Genomic DNA, 17,220 nt, shown 5'->3' on the forward strand with positions numbered 1-17,220 from the left:
GTTGGCTCATGCTTCATACCGGTGAGAGGGAAAACAACCTCCAGCCTACCGAACAACTGAGATACTTTCACAGTCTCAGGCGCGCTACACCCCCAGGGTTCCGGCAACTCCACCTTTCCCGGACTCGGCCCGGCGACTAAGATGAGCCTATCTGACCAGCCACGGAGCCAGCCATGCAAACCCTGCCAGACCACCTGCGCTACACCACCGGCCATTGCCAGTTCGGCGGCTTCCTGCTGGCCGTTTGCGCTGCGGGGACGGCGGCGATATTGCTTGGCGATGACGATGGCGCCATGGTGGCTGACCTGCAGCAACGCTTCCCCAAGGCCACACTGGAAGAAGACCGCACCGGGCTGCAGCAGGACATGCAGACCCTGCTGCACTACGTGGATCACCCGCTGGGCAAGCTGAACCTGCAACATCCGCTGGCCGCCCATGGCAGCGCGTTTCAGAAGAAGGTCTGGGCCGAGTTGGCCAAGGTACCAGCCGGCCAGACGATCACCTATACCGAACTGGCCAAACGCATAGGCAACCCCGCCGCAGTACGCGCCGTAGCCGGCGCCTGCGCCGCCAACCCGCTGGCGATGGTGGTGCCCTGCCACCGGGTGCTGCGCAGTGATGGCGGGATTTCCGGGTATCGCTGGGGTGTTGAGCGCAAGAAGAAGTTGATCGAGTTGGAGCGGCGGCTGGCTGGTGGTTGAGTTTGGCTTTCTTTTCCCCCTCTCCCCAGCCCTCTCCCGCAAGGGGAGAGGGAGCCGGTTTGTGCAAACAGAAGCTTCGATATATTCCTGACCATATAGTGCGATCAGAAGTACAAAGTAGGTTCAGCAGCCACAATGCTGCCCCCTCTCCCCTTGCGGGGTGAAGGCGGAAATAGCGAAGCACTGCTTCGCCCGCCTGAACGCCCTGAGCTCTGCGAAGGGCCGGGGCCCGGAGGGGGGGCTGGGGAGAGGGGGAGCGAAGCCCACACAAACAAAGAAGCTGGTGCAGCCACATCCACCATAGCCCCCCACCAAATCACAACGGCAGCACCCGGTTCTGGATCACATTCTTCATCACCAGCGTGGAGGTCAGCCGTTGTACCCCCGGCATCGCCGAGAGCTTTTCGTCATACAGTTTCTGGAAGGCCGGCAAATCCTTGGCCACCACATGCAGCATATAGTCCGGATCACCGAACAACCGCTGCGCCTCGATCACCTCGGGTATCTCGATGACCGCGGCTTCCAGCCCAGCGACACCCGCCTGGCTGCCATCGCGCAGGGTGACGAACACCAGCGCGGAAAAACCCAACCCGAGCGCCAGCGGGTCGAGCTGCGCCCGGTAGCCGCGGATCGCCCCGGATTCCTCCAATGCCTTGAGACGGCGGTGACAGGGCGACAGGCTCAGGCCGACCCGCTCCGCCAGCTCGGTCACCGACAACCGCCCATTTTTCTGCAGCTCGGAAAGAATATTCTTATCAACCCTATCCATTACCACTTTCCTTCCAATTACGCCTGCCATAACAACCTTATTTGAAAACAAATTCTAGCAGAACAGGGATATCCTTCCCTCCTGTTCAGAAGCTGCCAGGCAACCCACGTGTCTACCGAAATCATTGCAATGTTCTGGGTGGTGTCCTTCCTGCTCATCATCACCCCCGGCATGGACTGGGCCTACGCCATTTCAGCCGGCATTCGCGGCAAAGTGGTGCTCCCTGCGGTCGGTGGCATGCTGCTGGGCCATATGGCGGCCATCCTGCTGGTCGCCGCCGGGGTCGGCGCGCTGATGATGCAGCTGCCCATACTGCTCAATACCTTGACCGTGCTCGGCGGTGCCTACCTGCTGTGGCTCGGCGTGGCGCTGATTCGTAGCCCGGCCTCGCCCGCCAGTGCTGCTAGCAATACACCCGACAGCACCCGGCAGTGGCTGCTCAAGGGCGCCGGTATCAGTGGCCTGAACCCCAAGGTGCTGCTGTTGTTCCTGGCCTTGCTGCCACAGTTCTCCGACCCGCAGAGCAACTGGCCGCTGCCGGTGCAGATGCTGACCCTGGGCGGCATCCACCTGCTCGGCTGCGCTGTGGTTTATCTGGTGGTGGGCTACGGAGCGCAATGGGTGCTGCAAACCAGACCTGCAGCGGCCAGGCTGGTCAGCCGTATTTCCGGTACGGCGATGGCCGGCATTGCCCTGTTGTTACTGGCTGAGCCGGTGATTCAGAGTATCTGATGGGAAGACGAGTGGACCAAAGAAACACCGACTGGCCAGCACAGCTGACCAGTCGGCATGAGCCTAGAAACAGGCCTCGGGCATATCCAGCGTAGAGCGATCCGCCTCCCCCAGCACCCTGGCCAGCGCCAGTGGCTTGGGCAACTCGTAACGCAGGAAGTATTCGCAGGTCCTGAGCTTGCCTTCGTAGAAGGCCTTCGGTCGGTCGCCGCCCTGCTGCAGGCCGCGCAATGCAACCTGGGCCTGGCGCAGCCACATCCAGCCAACCACTACATGGCCAAAACACTCCATATACAGATAGGCATTGGCCAGGCCGCGCTCGACATCCTCCCTGCGCACCGACTGCAGCGACTCGGTTACCTGTTGCAGGGTATCCAGCGCATCGGCCAGCAGGCTGCTGGAAGCCTGCAGTTCACTGGCCTCGGCACATTCGCTGATGGTGGTGCGGATGCGTTGCAGCAGTGCCTTGTAGAAGCGCCCTTCCTGCATGGGTACCTTGCGGCCCAGCAGGTCCTGGCCCTGGATGCCGTGGGTGCCTTCGTGGATCGGGTTCAGGCGGTTGTCGCGGTAGAACTGTTCCACCGGATACTCACGGGTATAGCCGTAGCCACCATGCACCTGGATCGCCAGGCTGTTGGCCTCGACGCAGAACTGCGACGGCCAGGACTTGACGATGGGGATCAACAGCTCCAACAGCCCGGCCGACTCCTCGCGCAGCAGCGGGTCGTCGGCGTGCTTCTTCTCATCCGACAGGGTCGCGGCATACAGGCACAGCGACAGGCCACCTTCGACGAAGGCCTTCTGCGACAGCAGCATGCGCCGGATATCGGCATGCTGGATCAGCGGAATCATCGGACTCTGCGGATCGCGCTCCTTCAGCGGACGGCCCTGGCGACGCTCGCGGGCGTATTCCAGCGCGTGCAGGTAGCCGGTGTAGCCGAGCATCACCGAACCCAGCCCCACACCGATGCGCGCCTCGTTCATCATGTGGAACATCTGCGCCAGCCCCTGATGCGGCTCGCCGACCAGATAGCCAACCGCCCCGCCCCGTTCGCCGAAGTTGAGCATGGTCGAGGTGGTGCCGCGGTAGCCCATCTTGTGGATCAGGCCGGCCAGGGTCACGTCGTTGCGCTCGCCCAGGCTGCCATCCTCATTGACCAGGAACTTGGGCACGATGAACAGCGAGATGCCCTTCACCCCAGCGGGCGCATCCGGCAACTTGGCCAGCACCAGGTGCACTATGTTCTCGCTCAGCTCGTGGTCACCGGCGGAGATGAAGATCTTGTTACCACTGATGCGGTAACTGCCATCACCGGCGGGTACCGCGCGGGTCTTGATGTCAGCCAGCGACGAGCCGGCCTGCGGCTCGGTCAGGCACATGGTGCCGAAGAAGCGCCCGGCCATCATCGGCTCGGCAAAACGGCGCTTATACTCCTCGCTGCCATGGGCCATGATCAGGTTGCAGGCGGCGATTGTCAGCCCGGCATAGGCCTGGGTACTGACGTTGGCGCCCTTGATCAGGCCGATACAGGTCTGGGCGATGACCGACGGCAACTGCATGCCGCCACGCTCGTAATCCTGGGAGGCGGCCATCAGGCCGGTATCGCGCAGCACCGCCAGCGCCTCGGACACTTCCGGGCGGATCACCACTTTGCCGTTTTCGAAACGGGGCTCATCGCCGTCGCACAGGTGGTTGTGCGGTGCGAAGGTCTCGGCACCGACCTTGAGGGCCAGCTCGATCGCCGCATCGAAGGTATCGCGGCTGTGATCGGCATAGCGGGAAAATTCGGTAAAGCGCTCGACGTCCAGCAGCTCGTACAACAGAAAGGCGAGATCGTCGGTGTTGATGATCTTCTGTGTCATGAAAAAATGCTCCGGGTCAGCTTGAAACAAACAGGTTCAACCAAAAAGCAAAACCCGAGCAGAGCTCGGGTTCGCTTGCGAGTAGCAACCTACAATCTATCGCAGGATCAAACGATCTCGAACAGACCAGCTGCACCCTGGCCGCCGCCGATGCACATGGTCACTACCACGTACTTGACGCCACGGCGCTTGCCTTCGATCAGTGCGTGGCCGGTCAGACGCGAGCCAGTCACACCATAGGGGTGGCCGATGGCGATGGAGCCACCGTTGACGTTGAGGTTTTCCATCGGGATGCCCAGACGGTCACGGCAGTAGACAACCTGGGAAGCGAAGGCTTCGTTCAGTTCCCACAGGCCGATATCGTCCATTTTCAGGCCGTTGCGCTCGAGCAGACGCGGGATGGCGAAGACCGGGCCGATACCCATCTCGTCCGGCTCACAACCGGCCACGGCGAAGCCACGGAAGATACCCATGGGCTCGATGTTCAGTTGCTCGGCGACCTTGCCGTTCATCACGGTGCACACCGAGGCGCCATCGGACAGCTGGCTGGCGTTACCGGCAGTGATGAAGTGCTCAGGACCACGTACCGGGTTCAGCGAGGCCAGACCTTCGAGGGTAGTTTGCGGACGGTTGCACTCGTCACGGGTCAGGGTGACCTGCTGATCGGAGATTTCGCCGGTTTCCTTGTTCTGCACCTTCATGCTGGTGGTGAAAGGCACGATCTCGTCGTCGAACTTGCCCGACTCCTGGCCAGCGGCCACGCGCTGCTGGCTGATCAGCGAATATTCGTCCTGGGATTCACGGCTGACGTTGTAGCGGGCAGCCACGATGTCAGCGGTTTCGATCATGGACAGGTACAGCTCCGGCTTGTTCTTCATGATCCACTCGTTGGTGCCGCGGAACATGTTGATCTTGTCGTTCTGACACAGGCTGATCGACTCGACGCCGCCGGCGACGATGGCCGGGATCTTCTCGCTGACTACACGTTGTGCAGCGATGGCGATGGATTGCAGACCCGAGCTGCAGAAGCGGTTCAGCGACATGCCGGCGGTAGTGACCGGCAGGCCGCCGCGGATGGCCGCCAGGCGTGCCATGTTCTTGCCCTGGGCACCTTCATGGAAGGTGGCGCCGAGGATCACATCCTCGACCAGTGCCGGGTCGATACCGGCGCGCTTGACCGCTTCCTCGATGACGAAGCCGGCCATGTCGACACTGTGGGTGTCGTTGAGAGCGCCGCGGTAGGATTTGCCCAGGCCGGTACGGGCCGTGGATACGATTACTGCATCAGTCATGGTTCAGCTCCTGTTTTCAAGCCGGGCGCCCGGAGGCGCCACATATCGAGTGATGACGGTTCAGGCCGTCTGTTCCTGCTTCGCCCCCCAGGCGGCGAGCGTTTCTCGCGCCTCGCGGTAGGGCTTGATTCCCATCCACAGCAGCACCACGGCACCGATGGTGATGATGCTGGCTACCCAGAAAATCGAATAACGTATGGCCATGTCGTCCTGGAACACATAGTCGGTTACCAGGGCCACAGCGGTCGGGCCGATACCCAGGCCGATCAGGGTGATGACGAACAGATAGATCGCCGAAGCCTGCCCGCGCATGGAGTTGGGCATCACTTCCTGGATCGCTGCCGGTGCGACACCGAAAGGCATGGCCACGGTGAAGACATTGAAGAACATGATGATCCACAGCACGGTCATGTTGTCGACCAGGTACACCGCGTTGCACATCAGCGTCAGCACCGCCGACAGCAGGCCGACACGCATGTTCGAGTCCTTGTAGCCACGACGCGACAGATAGTCGGACAGGCGTCCGCCGAACACGATGCCCAGCGAGCCGGCGAACATCACCAGGGAGCCGTAGTAGATGCCCACCTCGCCGGCGGTCAGGCCGTGATTGCGGATGAAGAAGGTCGGGATCCACGCCGAGGCGCCATAGGAGGCGAACGACAGGCAGGCGAAACCGAAGTTGTGGCAAATCACCGCCTTGCGGATGCTCAGCAGGTAGGCACCGACATCCTTCAGCGGCACCGCCACACCGGCACCCACGCCCTTGCGGCTCGGCTCGCGGATGGCCAGCAGCACCAGACTGAACAGAGCACCGGCGGCACCCAGCACCAGGAAAATCACCTGCCAGGGCCGCACCGTGCCGAGCAGTGGCAGGACCATGTCACCACGGGCATTGGCCCAGGTAATGACGATGCCGCCAAGCAGGAAGGCCATGCCGGCGCCCAGATAGATACCCATGGAATACACGCTGATGGCGGTGGCGCGCTTCTCCGGCGGGAAGCTGTCGGCCATCAGGGAATAAGCCGCCGGAGACAGCGCCGCCTCCCCGGCACCGACGCCGATACGGAACAGCACAAAATGCCAGTACTGCTTGGCCAGACCACAGGCCGCGGTCATCAGACTCCAGAACAGGATGCCCCAGGCGATCAGCCCACGGCGACTGCGAGTGTCGGCCACCCGGCCCAGCGGGATACCGGCAATGGTATAGAAGATGGCGAAAGACAGGCCCATCAGCAGGCTCATCTGCGTATCGGAAATACCCAGATCGGCACGAATGGGACCCACCAGCAGATTGAGAATCTGCCGGTCAACGAATGACAACACATAGGCCATCAACAGGATGGCAACGGTGAACCAGGCACGCGGCGTGGATGGGTAGTTATTGTTATTCAGCACTAGGCTCTCCGGTACGTCAGTGGACTCTTCGGAAGACTATCAGGTTCGCACTGCGAAAGTCGATTTCGAAAACATGGCATCAGTGAATAGGATGCGGAATTATCATTTTGAACTATGACGGTTTCCAATCATGACAAAAGCGGCCCCGTCTTCACGGTCCGCTGTCCTGATTAAAGGCGATTTTCGTTGCTTGAGAAAGGTGGGGCTGATCGTTGGCGGGGGGGCAATATACGTTCTGTCGTCGAGTCGACCGTGACCCGGTCAACGTGACCCGGTCGATCGCGACCCGAGGCGCTCGACAACCCGATGGTGTGGGAGTGCCGCCCCGGCACGAAGCGGACTACCAGCGGGTAGTTCAGGCAGCGGCAGCTATCTCGCTGGCCAGCCGCGTCTGCAGCGTATCGGCACAGGTCTGCCGGCGTACCTGGTCGAACAGTACCTGGGCCTCGGGATAGTTGCGCGCCAGAAAGCCCAGCCATTGCTTGAGGCGACCCGGCGCGTGACGATCGGCGACCCGCGAGCGCACCTGGCTATAGAAATCCACCAACCAGGGTTGCAGTTCGGCCCAGGTCATTGCCTGCGCCGCTGCACCCTGCTGCATGAGCTGGATGCTCCGCCCCAGATCCGGGCGCGCGACCAGTCCGCGACCTATCATCACCTGCTGGCAGCCGCTGACCTGGCGGATGCGCTGGTAATCGGCCACGTCCGTCACATCACCATTGGCGATCACCGGCACCTTCACCGCCTCGCGCACCCGGGCCAGCCATTCCCAGTGTGCCGGCGGCTTGTAGCCATCCATCTTGGTGCGGGCGTGCACGGCGATTTCCGCCGCGCCGGCCGCGGCCAGGGCACTGGCGCAGTCCAGGGTCTGGCTGGTATCGCTGTAGCCCAGGCGCATCTTGGCGGTGACCGGTATCTGCGCCGGCAGCGCAGCACGTACCGCCGCAACTATGTGATACAGCGTGTCCGGCTCGCGCAGCAGGGTCGCACCACCCCGGTGGCGATTGACGGTCTTGGCCGGGCAACCGAAATTCAGGTCAACCGCCGGAGCGCCCAGCTCCGCCAGCAGCGCCGCGTTATGCCCCAGCCAGCGTGGGTCGGAGCCGAGCAGTTGCGGATGCACCGGCACGCCGGTGGCGGTTTTCCAGTCCTGCAGGCTTTCCGGCACGATGCGCCGGATGCTGCCGATGTTCAGCTGCCCCTCGGTAACCCGGATGAATTCGCTGACACAACGATCGATGCCACCGATGCGGGTGAGGATATCGCGCAGCGGGGCGTCCACCAGCCCTTCCATCGGCGCCAGGATGATGCCGTGGTTCATGGCTGGATGCCGTTGTCGGCCAACAGCTTGAGCAACCCGGCCTCGTCCATCACCGGCACGCCCAGCTGTTCGGCCTTGGCCAACTTGCTGCCCGCCCCCGGCCCGGCGACCACACAATGGGTCTTGGCCGATACGCTACCGGCGACCTTGGCGCCCAGGCTTTCCAGATATTCTTTGGCCACATCCCGGGAAAAGCGTTCCAGGGTGCCGGTCAGCACCCAGGTCTGGCCGCCCAGTGACAAGCCGGCGGACTGCGCCCGGGGGCTGTCCCAGTGCATGCCGAAGTCCTTCAACTGCTGTTCGATGCGCTCGACCCGCTCGCGCCGCTGCGCATCCTGGAAATACTCACGCAGGCTCTTGATCGCCTTCTCGTTGAGCCGCTCGACCTGCTTGAGGTCGAGCCAGTCCGCCTGCATGATTGCCTGCAGGCTGCCGAAGGTACTGGCCAGGCGCTCGGCCCCGGTATTGGCCACCGAGGGGATTTCCAGCCGCGCCAGGAAGGCGCCGAGGCTGACACTGGCGGCGAACTCGGCGGCCAGTTCACCCTCCTCCTGCAACTGCACGCCACGTTCAAGCAACTGGCGGATCACCGTCTGGTTGTGTTCGTCCTCGAAGAACGCGGTGATCTCATGGGCCACCTCCGCGCCGATCTCCGGCAGGAACATCAGCACCTCCGCCAGCGCCTGGCTGATACGTTCCAGCCTGCCCAGCGCGCGCGCCAGCAGCTTGGCGGTTTCCTCGCCCACATCGGGAATACCCAGGGCATAAATGAAGCGCGCCAGGGTCACCTGCTTGCTCTCCTGAATCGCCAGCAGCAGATTGTTGGTCGATACCTCGGCGAAGCCTTCCAGGGTGATCACCTGGTCATGGGTCAGGGCGAACAGGTCGGCGGGTGAGGCGATCATCTCCCGCTCGATCAGTTGCTCGACGATCTTCTCGCCCAGGCCATCGATATCCAGCGCGCGGCGGGATACGAAGTGGATGATCGCCTGCTTCAGTTGCGCCTTGCAGGCCAGCCGACCGACGCAGCGATACACCGCCCCCTCGGTCACCGTCTGCTTGCCACGACCGCGCTTGACCAGCTGGGTACGCTCCACCGCAGAACCGCACACCGGGCACTGCTCGGGAATATGCACCGGCCGCGCATCTGCCGGGCGCCGTTCGCTGACCACCTGCATGACCTGCGGGATGACGTCCCCGGCGCGGCGGATGATGACGGTATCACCGATCATCACCCCCAGGCGCTGCACCTCGTCCATATTGTGCAAGGTGGCGTTGGATACGGTGACACCGGCTACCTGTACCGGCTTCAAGCGCGCCACCGGGGTCACCGCGCCGGTACGCCCGACCTGGAATTCCACATCCAGCAACTCGGTCATTTCCTCGCTGGCGGGAAACTTGTGGGCGATCGCCCAACGCGGCTCGCGGGCACGGAAGCCCAGCTCACGCTGCCAGCCCAGATCGTTGACCTTGAACACCACGCCATCGATCTCGTAGGGCAGCGCGTTGCGCCGCTCGCCGATATCACGGTAGTAGTCCAGGCACCCGTCGATACCCTTGACCAGTTTCATTTCGCGGCTGATCAGCAGCCCCCAGTCGCGCAACTGCTGCAGGATGCCGACCTGGGTGTCCGGCAGCTCGCCTTCAAAGCGGCCGATGCCGTAGCAGCAGAATTCCAGCGGGCGCTGGGCAGTGATACTGGCGTCCAGCTGGCGCAGCGAGCCGGCCGCGGCATTGCGCGGGTTGGCGAAGGTCTTGCCACCGGTGTCCCGGGCGCTCTCGTTCAGGCGCTCGAAGCCGGCCTTGGTCATGTACACCTCGCCACGCACCTCCAGCACTGCCGGCCAGCCGCTGCCGCGCAGCTTCAGCGGGATATTGCGTACGGTACGCACGTTGGCGGTAATGTCCTCGCCGGTGGTGCCATCACCGCGGGTGGCGCCACGCACCAGGATGCCGTTCTCGTACAGCAGGCTGATGGCCAGCCCGTCGAGCTTGGGTTCACAGCAGTATTCGACCTGCGTCCCGCCGTCCAGCAGATCACCCTCCGGCAGGTCCAGCCCCCGCCGCACCCGGCGGTCGAAGTCCAGCATGTCGCTTTCGGCAAAGGCATTGCCCAGGCTCAGCATGGGCACATCGTGGCGCACCTGGCCGAAGGCCGAGGAGGCCATGCCGCCGACCCGCTGGGTCGGTGAATCGGCGGTGATGATGTCCGGATTGGCCTCCTCCAGCGCCCGCAGCTCGTTGAACAGGCGATCGTACTCGGCGTCGGGTACTGTCGGCTCGTCGAGCACGTAGTAGCTGTAGTTGTGCTGGTCGATCTGCTTGCGCAGCTGTTGCGCGAGCAGCGCCGGGTCGGGAGTCACGGTCATGGGCGGTCAAATCGTCGAAGATGGAACAAAGGCGGTGATTGTAGCAGGGAACCCCGCAGCACTGGCGACGGAGCACAACCTCCACAAGGGTGGAGCAACCATTATCTACACCGTCATCCTTCCTACACTGTCATCCTTCCAGCCATACCGTCATCCTTCGCGAAGGCGAAGGATCCACAGGCTACACCAAGTCAGCCGGCACCCTGGATCCTTCGCCTCGGCTTTGGCTTCCTGCGTCGCTCTAACTCCTGCATCCATGCAGTCGTTCGCGAAGGATGACGGGGCTCTAGCAGCCCAGCAGGATGTCAGCCCCGCAGGATCTCAGCGACGCAGGCCGAAGCGCTTGCGTTCGAACTCGGCGATGCGCTGGCGATAGTGCTCTATGGTCTGGGCGGTCAGCACGCTGCGGTTCTCGTCCTTCAGGTCGCCGCCCAGTTCCTGGGCCAGCTTGCGCGCCGAGGCGATCATCAGGTCCAGCGCCTGCTTGGGGTGCCGCGGGCCGGGCAAGCCCATGAAGAAGCTCACTGCACGCACATGGCTGTGCTCCAGCTCGTCCAGATCGAAGATGCCCGGTTTCAGCGCATTGGCCATGGAGAACAGCACATCACCGTTGCCGGTCATGCTTTCATGGCGATGGAAGATGTTCATGTCGCCGTAACGCAGGCCACTTTCCATCAGGCTCTGCAACATGGCCGCGCCGGGAAAGCCTTCCTCGCTGCGCGCCACCACGTTGATGATCAACACTTCCTCGACCGGCGGCGGTTCGGCAGCCGGCGCTGCGGCGGTCGGACTGGCGGTCATGACCGGCTCGGCGCTCGCCTCACGTACCTTGCGTGCACTGGCTGCCGGCTCCGCACGTGGTGTCGGCTGCGGCTCGGGTTGCGGCTCGTCGAGATCCAGGCCGGCCTGCTCGGGCTGCCTGGTGGCGCTGATGGCGATGTCATCAACCAGGTCATCACCGAAGGACGGTTCCTCCCGCTCGCCACGCCCGATCACCCGCGCCGGGCCGAGCAGCTCATCATTGTCGGGGGTGTCAGGCAGGTCCTTCAAGTTGCGTTCGAGCTTGAAGCGGATGCGGGAACGGCCACCCATACGCCGCCAGCCATCAAAAAGAATCCCCACAATGACCAGAAGGCCGATGATGATTAGCCACTCACGCAAACCAAAATCCATGAATATGCTGTTCCCGTTATGCCGTAGACAATGAGGGGCATGTCGCTTTAATGCCATACCCGGAATTCATGCGAGACAGTAACACGCCCGCCCGTGCTTTTGCACCGATCGATTCTACACGTCCGCCAGTGCCACCGCCTCTTCAACATTGACTGTGACAAGCCGGGAGCATCCTGGTTCATGCATAGTCACACCCATCAACTGATCGGCCATTTCCATGGCGATCTTGTTGTGGGTAATGTAAATGAATTGCACCCGGCTCGACATCTCTTTCACCATGCGCGCGTAACGCCCGACGTTGGCGTCATCCAGCGGCGCGTCCACCTCGTCGAGCATGCAGAACGGCGCGGGGTTGAGCTGGAAGATGGAGAACACCAGGGCGATCGCAGTCAACGCCTTCTCGCCACCGGACAGCAGGTGAATGGTGCTGTTCTTCTTGCCGGGCGGCCGCGCCATGATGGTCACGCCGGTATCCAGCAGGTCGTCGCCGGTCAGCTCCAGCCAGGCGCTGCCACCACCGAAGACCTTGGGAAACAGGTGCTGCAGGCCACCATTGACCTTGTCGAAGGTCTCCTTGAAGCGACTGCGGGTCTCCTTGTCGATCTTGCGGATGACCTGCTCCAGGGTATCCAGCGCCTCCACCAGGTCGGCATTCTGCGCATCCAGGTAGCGCTTGCGCTCGGACTGCTGCTGGTACTCCTCGATGGCCGCCAGGTTGATCGCGCCGAGCCGCTGGATCTGCCCATCCAGCCGGGCCAGTTGCTGCTCCCAGTCGCTCTCGCTGGCGCCGTCCGGCAGCGTGGCGATCACCCCCTGCAGATCATAGCCGGCCTCCAGCAACTGTTCCTGCAGGCCCTGGCGGCGGGTCTGCATGTCGCGGGCCTGCAGGCGCTGTTCATCCAGCTGGCTGCGCAATACCTGCGCCTGCTGCTCGGCCTGGTGGCGCCGCCGCTCCTGTTCACGCATCTGCTGGTCGACCTGCTCCAGGGCCTGGCGGGCCTGCCCCAGGTCCTGCTCAGCCTGCAGCCGGCGTTCGAGCAAGGCTTCCAGCTCGATGCGCTGATCGTCCTCCGGCCCCTGGGCTTCCTCCAGGGACATCTGCAGTTGCTCACGGCGTTCGGCCAGGCGTTCGGCCTGGGTGTGCAAGCGCTCCAGGCCCTGGCTGGTGGAGTCGAGCTGCGCGCGCAGCGACTGTACCCGCAGCGCCAGTTGGTGGGCGCGGTCCTTGTGCTGGCGTGACTGCTGGCGGGCCTGTTCCAGTTGCTCGCGCACCTGTTCGCGCTGCTGCAGCAGTGCCTCGCGGCGGGCAGTATCGTCGGCCATGCGCTCGAGGGCATCCTGCAGGGTCAGGCGCGCCTCGCCCAGTTGCTCCAGTTCATCGGCGCGCTGGGCCTTGATATCTTCCAGGTCGGCGGCAATGCGCTGGCGCCGGGCGTTGATCTGTTCCAGGCGTACCTGCTTGGCCGAGTTCTGCGCCTTGAGTTCGCCCTGCTCACGGCCCAGACGGGCAATACTCTGCTGCAGGCCATCGCGCTGCAGTTCCAGCTCGCGGATACGTTCACGCAGCCCGGCTACCCGCTGCTCACCGGCATCAAGCTGGTCCTGCTGCAGCTCCAGGCTGGCCTGCAGCTGTTCCATTTCCTGCTGGCGGGCCAGCACACCGGCCTCCTGCTCGTCACCATTGCGAAAACGTAGCCAGTTCGGCCCCAGCCAGTGGCCCGCCGGCGTGACCACCGACTCATGACTGGCCAGCGCGCCACGCATGCCCAGGGCCTGCTGCAGGTCGGCGGCTATATAGATGTTGCCAAGCCAGGGCGCCAGGTCCAGCACCGAGTCAACCTTGCCCAGCAGCCGATCACCGGGCGCATCGACCGTGCCAGCCATGGCCGCCAGCTCTACCAGGCGCAGGTGGCCGTGGTGGAAGCTGTCGATCGGCAGCTCATCCAGCGAGGCCAGGCTGACCGCCTGCAGGTCATCGGCGAGCACCACCTCCACCGCCCGCTCCCAGCCGGACTCGACGCGCAACTGCCCGGCCAGCACCGCCGCGCCATCCAGCCCCTGCTCGCGCAACCAGCCCTGCACCCCAACACCCTGGTCGAGCGCCGCCTGCTGCAATGCTTCCAGCGAGGCCAGACGTCCGCCATGGCGCTGGTACTCGCCACGCCGGATGTCCAGCTCCTGGGTCAGCGCATTGAGGGTTTCGCGCTCCTGCTGCAGGGTCTCGCTGAGGTCGTCCAGTTGCTGCTGATCGGTCTCGCTGCGCAACTCCAGCTCGGCCAGTTGTTCGGCCAGCTCATCCAGTTCCTCGTCCAGCGTGCCGGCGGACAACCCTGCCCGCTCATCCTCCAGGCGCTGAATACGATCCCCGAAGCGCTCGACGCTCTGCTCCAGATGACGGATACGCGACTGCTCCACCTCGGCCTGCTGGCGCGGCGCACTGGCCTGCTGGTTGAACTCGTCCCACTCGCCCTGCCAGTGCTGCATGGCCTCTTCGGCGACCTGCATCTGGATCGCCGTATCCTCATCGGCAGCACCGGCCATCTCCAGCTCCGGTTCGCTGCTGGCCAGTTCGGCATTCAGGTCGGCGAGCAGCGCCTGGTCCTGGGTCAGATGACTCTGCGCTTCCTGCCAGGCCTGTTCGGTCTGCTGCAGGTCATCGCGCAGCTGGCGCTGCCGGTCGCGGTTGAACTGCAGCGTCTGCTCGATGCGGCTGATCTCCGCACCGATGCTGTAGTAACGGGCCTGCACCTGGTTGAAACTGTCGTTCAGTTCGCTGTGCTGGTCGCGTTGCTTTTCGATCTCGCTGTCGGCGTTACGCTGCTCGGCGATGATCGCCTCCAGCGCCACCTCCAGGCTGCGCACCTGCTGTTCGCGCTCGCTGGTGCGCGCATCCAGGGTCTGCCAGCGCAGCGCCTGCAGCTGTGCCTTGAGCTGACGCTCATCAGCCTTGTACGCCTTGTATTTTTCCGCGGCCTGGGCCTGGCGATGCAGGTGCGCCAGTTGCCGCTCCAGTTCCTCGCGCAGGTCGGTCAGGCGTTCGAGGTTCTCGTGGGTGCGACGGATGCGGTTCTCCGTCTCGCGGCGGCGCTCCTTGTATTTGGAGATGCCGGCCGCCTCTTCGATGAACAGGCGCAGCTCATCGGGCTTGGCCTCGATCAGCTTGGAGATCATGCCCTGTTCGATGATCGAGTAGCTGCGCGGTCCCAGGCCGGTGCCGAGGAAGATATCAGTGATATCCCGACGTCGGCATTTGGTCCCATTGAGAAAATACTGATTCTGTGCTTCACGGGTGACTTTGCGGCGAATGGATATCTCGTTATAGCCGGCATATTCACCCTGCAAAGTGCCGTCGCTGTTGTCGAAAACCAACTCGATAGACGCCTGCCCTACTGGCTTGCGGCTATTGGAGCCATTGAAAATCACATCCGTCATCGACTCGCCACGCAGGTTCTTGGCCGAACTCTCCCCCATCACCCAGCGTACCGCGTCGATGATATTCGACTTGCCGCAGCCGTTTGGCCCCACGACCGCCGCCATATTAGTGGGAAAGAAAACTGTGGTAGGATCCACAAAGGACTTGAAACCCGCCAGTTTGATGCACTTGAGTCGCATTGAAAAATGTCTGTCCCTTGCCGTCGGTGAGTGTCTGACAGTCATCCGGCGGGCTTGCAGAAGTGAGAAACGTCCCTTTTTACCTGTATTACTTCCTGAATAGAAGCCCCACGACCAGGCATTGATATCCATTGCCTGAGAAAGGCCCATTCGGTTGAGCAGGTTGCCACGCAATAGGCTTTACTGGGGGTTGGCAGCGCCATGGCAAGCGCGCTGTTGCGAAAGTGAAGCCAAGATAAATTCGATACTGGATAAGAGAATGTCTGCCACGACAACAAACCAACCATTAGCTAGCGGCTGGACCTTCAGCCGAACCCTGGGCCTGATCATCGGCATTGTGCTGCTGGTCATGACCCTTCTGCTCCCTGCGCCAGCCGGCATGAGCGAGGCAGCCTGGAAAGCCGCCGGCCTCATGATGCTGCTGGCCGCCTGGTGGGCTACCGAGGCGATTCCGATTCCGGCCACCTCGCTGGCACCGATCGTATTGATTCCCGCCCTGGGCATCGGCACCGTGGGCCAGGCCACTGCCCCCTACGCGAATCCGACCATCTTCCTGTTCATGGGTGGTTTCGTGCTGGGCCTGGCCATGCAACGCTGGAACCTGCACAAGCGTATCGCGCTCATGACCCTGCTGGCGGTGGGCAGCAAGCCCAGTCACCAGATCGGTGGATTCATGATCGCCACGGGCTTCCTCAGCATGTGGGTAAGCAACACCGCCACCGCCATCATGATGCTGCCGATCGGCCTGTCCGTGATCAGCATGTTCGAAAATGACGATCCGGCGGCGGTTCGCAAGTATGCCACCGCTCTGCTGCTGGCCATCGCCTATGCGGCCAGTCTCGGCGGCATCGGTACCATCATTGGTACACCGCCGAATGCGCTGCTGGTCGCCTACCTGGCTGACAACCATGATATCCACGTCGGCTTCGGTCAGTGGATGTTGATCGGGGTGCCGATTTCGGTACTGATGCTGGCTACCGTATGGTTCCTGCTGGCTCGCAAGGATTTCGGGCTCAAGGCCGAAAACAACAGTCGCGAACTGCTGCAGAAACAGCTTGCCGACCTGGGACCGATGAGCCGCGGCGAGAAAACCGTGGGCGTCGTATTCCTGCTGACCGCCGCTGCGTGGATCTTCCAGCCGCTGCTGTCCAGCTCGCTGATTCCCTGGCTGAACGACACCAGCATCGCTATCGCTTCAGCGATCATCATGTTCCTGATTCCGGTCGACCGTGAAAAGGGCAACCTGATGGACTGGGAAACCGCGTCGAAGATGCCCTGGGGTGTGTTGCTGCTGTTCGGTGGTGGCCTGTCCCTGGCGGCAGTGATCACCTCCTCCGGCCTGGCGGTCTGGATCGCCGAGTCCCTGTCCGTGATAGGTATGCTGCCGACCCTGGCCATCGTACTGGTGATTACCGCGGTGATCATCTTCCTCACCGAGATCACCAGTAACACTGCAACCGCTGCAGCCTTCCTGCCGCTGATGGGCGCCCTGGCCATGGCCCAGGACGTATCGCCGATCCTGTACGCAGTACCGGCCGCGGTTGCCGCCAGCTGCGCCTTCATGATGCCGGTGGCCACGCCTCCGAATGCCATCGTCTTCGGTACCGGCCACATGAAGATCACCGACATGATATCCGCCGGCTTCAAGCTGAACATCGCCGGCGTCATCATCGTCGGCCTGCTGGCCTACTACCTGATGTTCTGGGTATTCGGGCTCTGAGCCAGTTCTGCCGGGCAAGATCAAAACCGCCGTCCTCGTGACGGCGGTTTTTTTATGGGGGCAAGTTCACCTGCCCTGGCGGCTATGGGGTTGCTGCCAGCACCCTTCGCGCCGAGGCGGTGCTCCCACAACATCGGGTTGTCGAGCACCTCGGGCCACGATCGACTCGACGACGCAGCGGCTCGGATGCCGCACGCCCATATGACCGCGCTCGTATGGCAGCACCGTCCATGGTTTCATGCAATCTGGTTCGAGTACCGGGACTGGCAGGCA

Annotated in this window: 11 protein-coding genes; 3 read left to right on the top strand and 8 right to left on the bottom strand. The window is 62.9% G+C overall.

All coding sequences use genetic code 11. The annotated features are described in order from the left end of the window. Positions 1–173 precede the first annotated feature (173 nt). A complete protein-coding gene (locus H6X51_RS03565) occupies positions 174–701 on the top strand; it encodes a methylated-DNA--[protein]-cysteine S-methyltransferase (RefSeq protein WP_185266143.1) in 528 nt (175 codons plus the stop codon). A gap of 316 nt (positions 702–1,017) precedes the next feature. Here the strand turns inward: H6X51_RS03565 and H6X51_RS03570 are convergent, their stop codons facing one another. Beyond that, positions 1,018–1,470, bottom strand: coding sequence for an Lrp/AsnC family transcriptional regulator (locus tag H6X51_RS03570; protein ID WP_185266144.1), 453 nt, complete (start codon positions 1,468–1,470; stop codon positions 1,018–1,020). 108 nt (positions 1,471–1,578) lie between these two features. Between H6X51_RS03570 and H6X51_RS03575 the strand changes: the two genes are divergently transcribed. After that, complete coding sequence (locus H6X51_RS03575; RefSeq protein WP_185266145.1) at positions 1,579–2,202, top strand: LysE family translocator; 624 nt, start codon at positions 1,579–1,581, stop codon at positions 2,200–2,202. 63 nt (positions 2,203–2,265) lie between these two features. On the opposite strand, the gene H6X51_RS03580 is transcribed toward H6X51_RS03575, so the two are convergent. The 7 genes from H6X51_RS03580 to smc form a co-directional block, all read right to left on the bottom strand. After that, positions 2,266–4,065 carry an acyl-CoA dehydrogenase gene (locus H6X51_RS03580; RefSeq protein ID WP_185266146.1) on the bottom strand — a complete coding sequence of 600 codons (1,800 nt, stop codon included), beginning with the start codon at positions 4,063–4,065 and terminating at the stop codon, positions 2,266–2,268. A 107-nt stretch (positions 4,066–4,172) separates the two neighbouring features. Further along, positions 4,173–5,357: an acetyl-CoA C-acyltransferase gene (locus H6X51_RS03585; RefSeq protein ID WP_185266147.1), complete on the bottom strand. Its 1,185-nt coding sequence runs from the start codon at positions 5,355–5,357 to the stop codon at positions 4,173–4,175. Between the two features lie 60 nt (positions 5,358–5,417). Further along, a complete protein-coding gene (locus tag H6X51_RS03590) occupies positions 5,418–6,752 on the bottom strand; it encodes a spinster family MFS transporter (protein ID WP_328795614.1) in 1,335 nt (444 codons plus the stop codon). 355 nt (positions 6,753–7,107) lie between these two features. Next, positions 7,108–8,073: a tRNA dihydrouridine synthase gene (locus H6X51_RS03595; RefSeq protein WP_185266148.1), complete on the bottom strand. Its 966-nt coding sequence runs from the start codon at positions 8,071–8,073 to the stop codon at positions 7,108–7,110. Further along, positions 8,070–10,442: an NAD-dependent DNA ligase LigA gene (gene ligA / locus H6X51_RS03600; protein ID WP_185266149.1), complete on the bottom strand. Its 2,373-nt coding sequence runs from the start codon at positions 10,440–10,442 to the stop codon at positions 8,070–8,072. Before ligA ends, H6X51_RS03595 begins: the two co-directional genes overlap by 4 nt. 321 nt (positions 10,443–10,763) lie before the next feature. Continuing rightward, complete coding sequence (gene zipA / locus H6X51_RS03605; protein WP_185266150.1) at positions 10,764–11,615, bottom strand: cell division protein ZipA; 852 nt, start codon at positions 11,613–11,615, stop codon at positions 10,764–10,766. A gap of 114 nt (positions 11,616–11,729) precedes the next feature. Next, a complete protein-coding gene (smc, locus tag H6X51_RS03610; RefSeq protein WP_185266151.1) occupies positions 11,730–15,227 on the bottom strand; it encodes a chromosome segregation protein SMC in 3,498 nt (1,165 codons plus the stop codon). A gap of 259 nt (positions 15,228–15,486) precedes the next feature. On the opposite strand from smc, the gene H6X51_RS03615 reads away from it, so the two are divergent. Continuing rightward, complete coding sequence (locus H6X51_RS03615) at positions 15,487–16,947, top strand: SLC13 family permease (protein ID WP_185266152.1); 1,461 nt, start codon at positions 15,487–15,489, stop codon at positions 16,945–16,947. Positions 16,948–17,220: the final 273 nt, after the last annotated feature.

Origin of the sequence: Halopseudomonas xiamenensis (assembly GCF_014219065.1) — a bacterium.
Classification (GTDB): Bacteria; Pseudomonadota; Gammaproteobacteria; order Pseudomonadales; family Pseudomonadaceae; genus Halopseudomonas; species Halopseudomonas xiamenensis.

Bases quoted from the DNA above. Each gene is read 5' to 3' on its own strand.
- H6X51_RS03570 (WP_185266144.1), bottom strand. From the start codon at position 1,470: ATGGATAGGGTTGATAAGAATATTCTTTCCGAGCTGCAGAAAAATGGG.
- zipA (WP_185266150.1), bottom strand. From the start codon at position 11,615: ATGGATTTTGGTTTGCGTGAGTGGCTAATCATCATCGGCCTTCTGGTC.
- H6X51_RS03580 (WP_185266146.1), bottom strand. From the start codon at position 4,065: ATGACACAGAAGATCATCAACACCGACGATCTCGCCTTTCTGTTGTAC.
- H6X51_RS03585 (WP_185266147.1), bottom strand. From the start codon at position 5,357: ATGACTGATGCAGTAATCGTATCCACGGCCCGTACCGGCCTGGGCAAA.
- H6X51_RS03615 (WP_185266152.1), top strand. From the start codon at position 15,487: ATGTCTGCCACGACAACAAACCAACCATTAGCTAGCGGCTGGACCTTC.
- H6X51_RS03565 (WP_185266143.1), top strand. From the start codon at position 174: ATGCAAACCCTGCCAGACCACCTGCGCTACACCACCGGCCATTGCCAG.
- H6X51_RS03595 (WP_185266148.1), bottom strand. From the start codon at position 8,073: ATGAACCACGGCATCATCCTGGCGCCGATGGAAGGGCTGGTGGACGCC.
- smc (WP_185266151.1), bottom strand. From the start codon at position 15,227: ATGCGACTCAAGTGCATCAAACTGGCGGGTTTCAAGTCCTTTGTGGAT.
- ligA (WP_185266149.1), bottom strand. From the start codon at position 10,442: ATGACCGTGACTCCCGACCCGGCGCTGCTCGCGCAACAGCTGCGCAAG.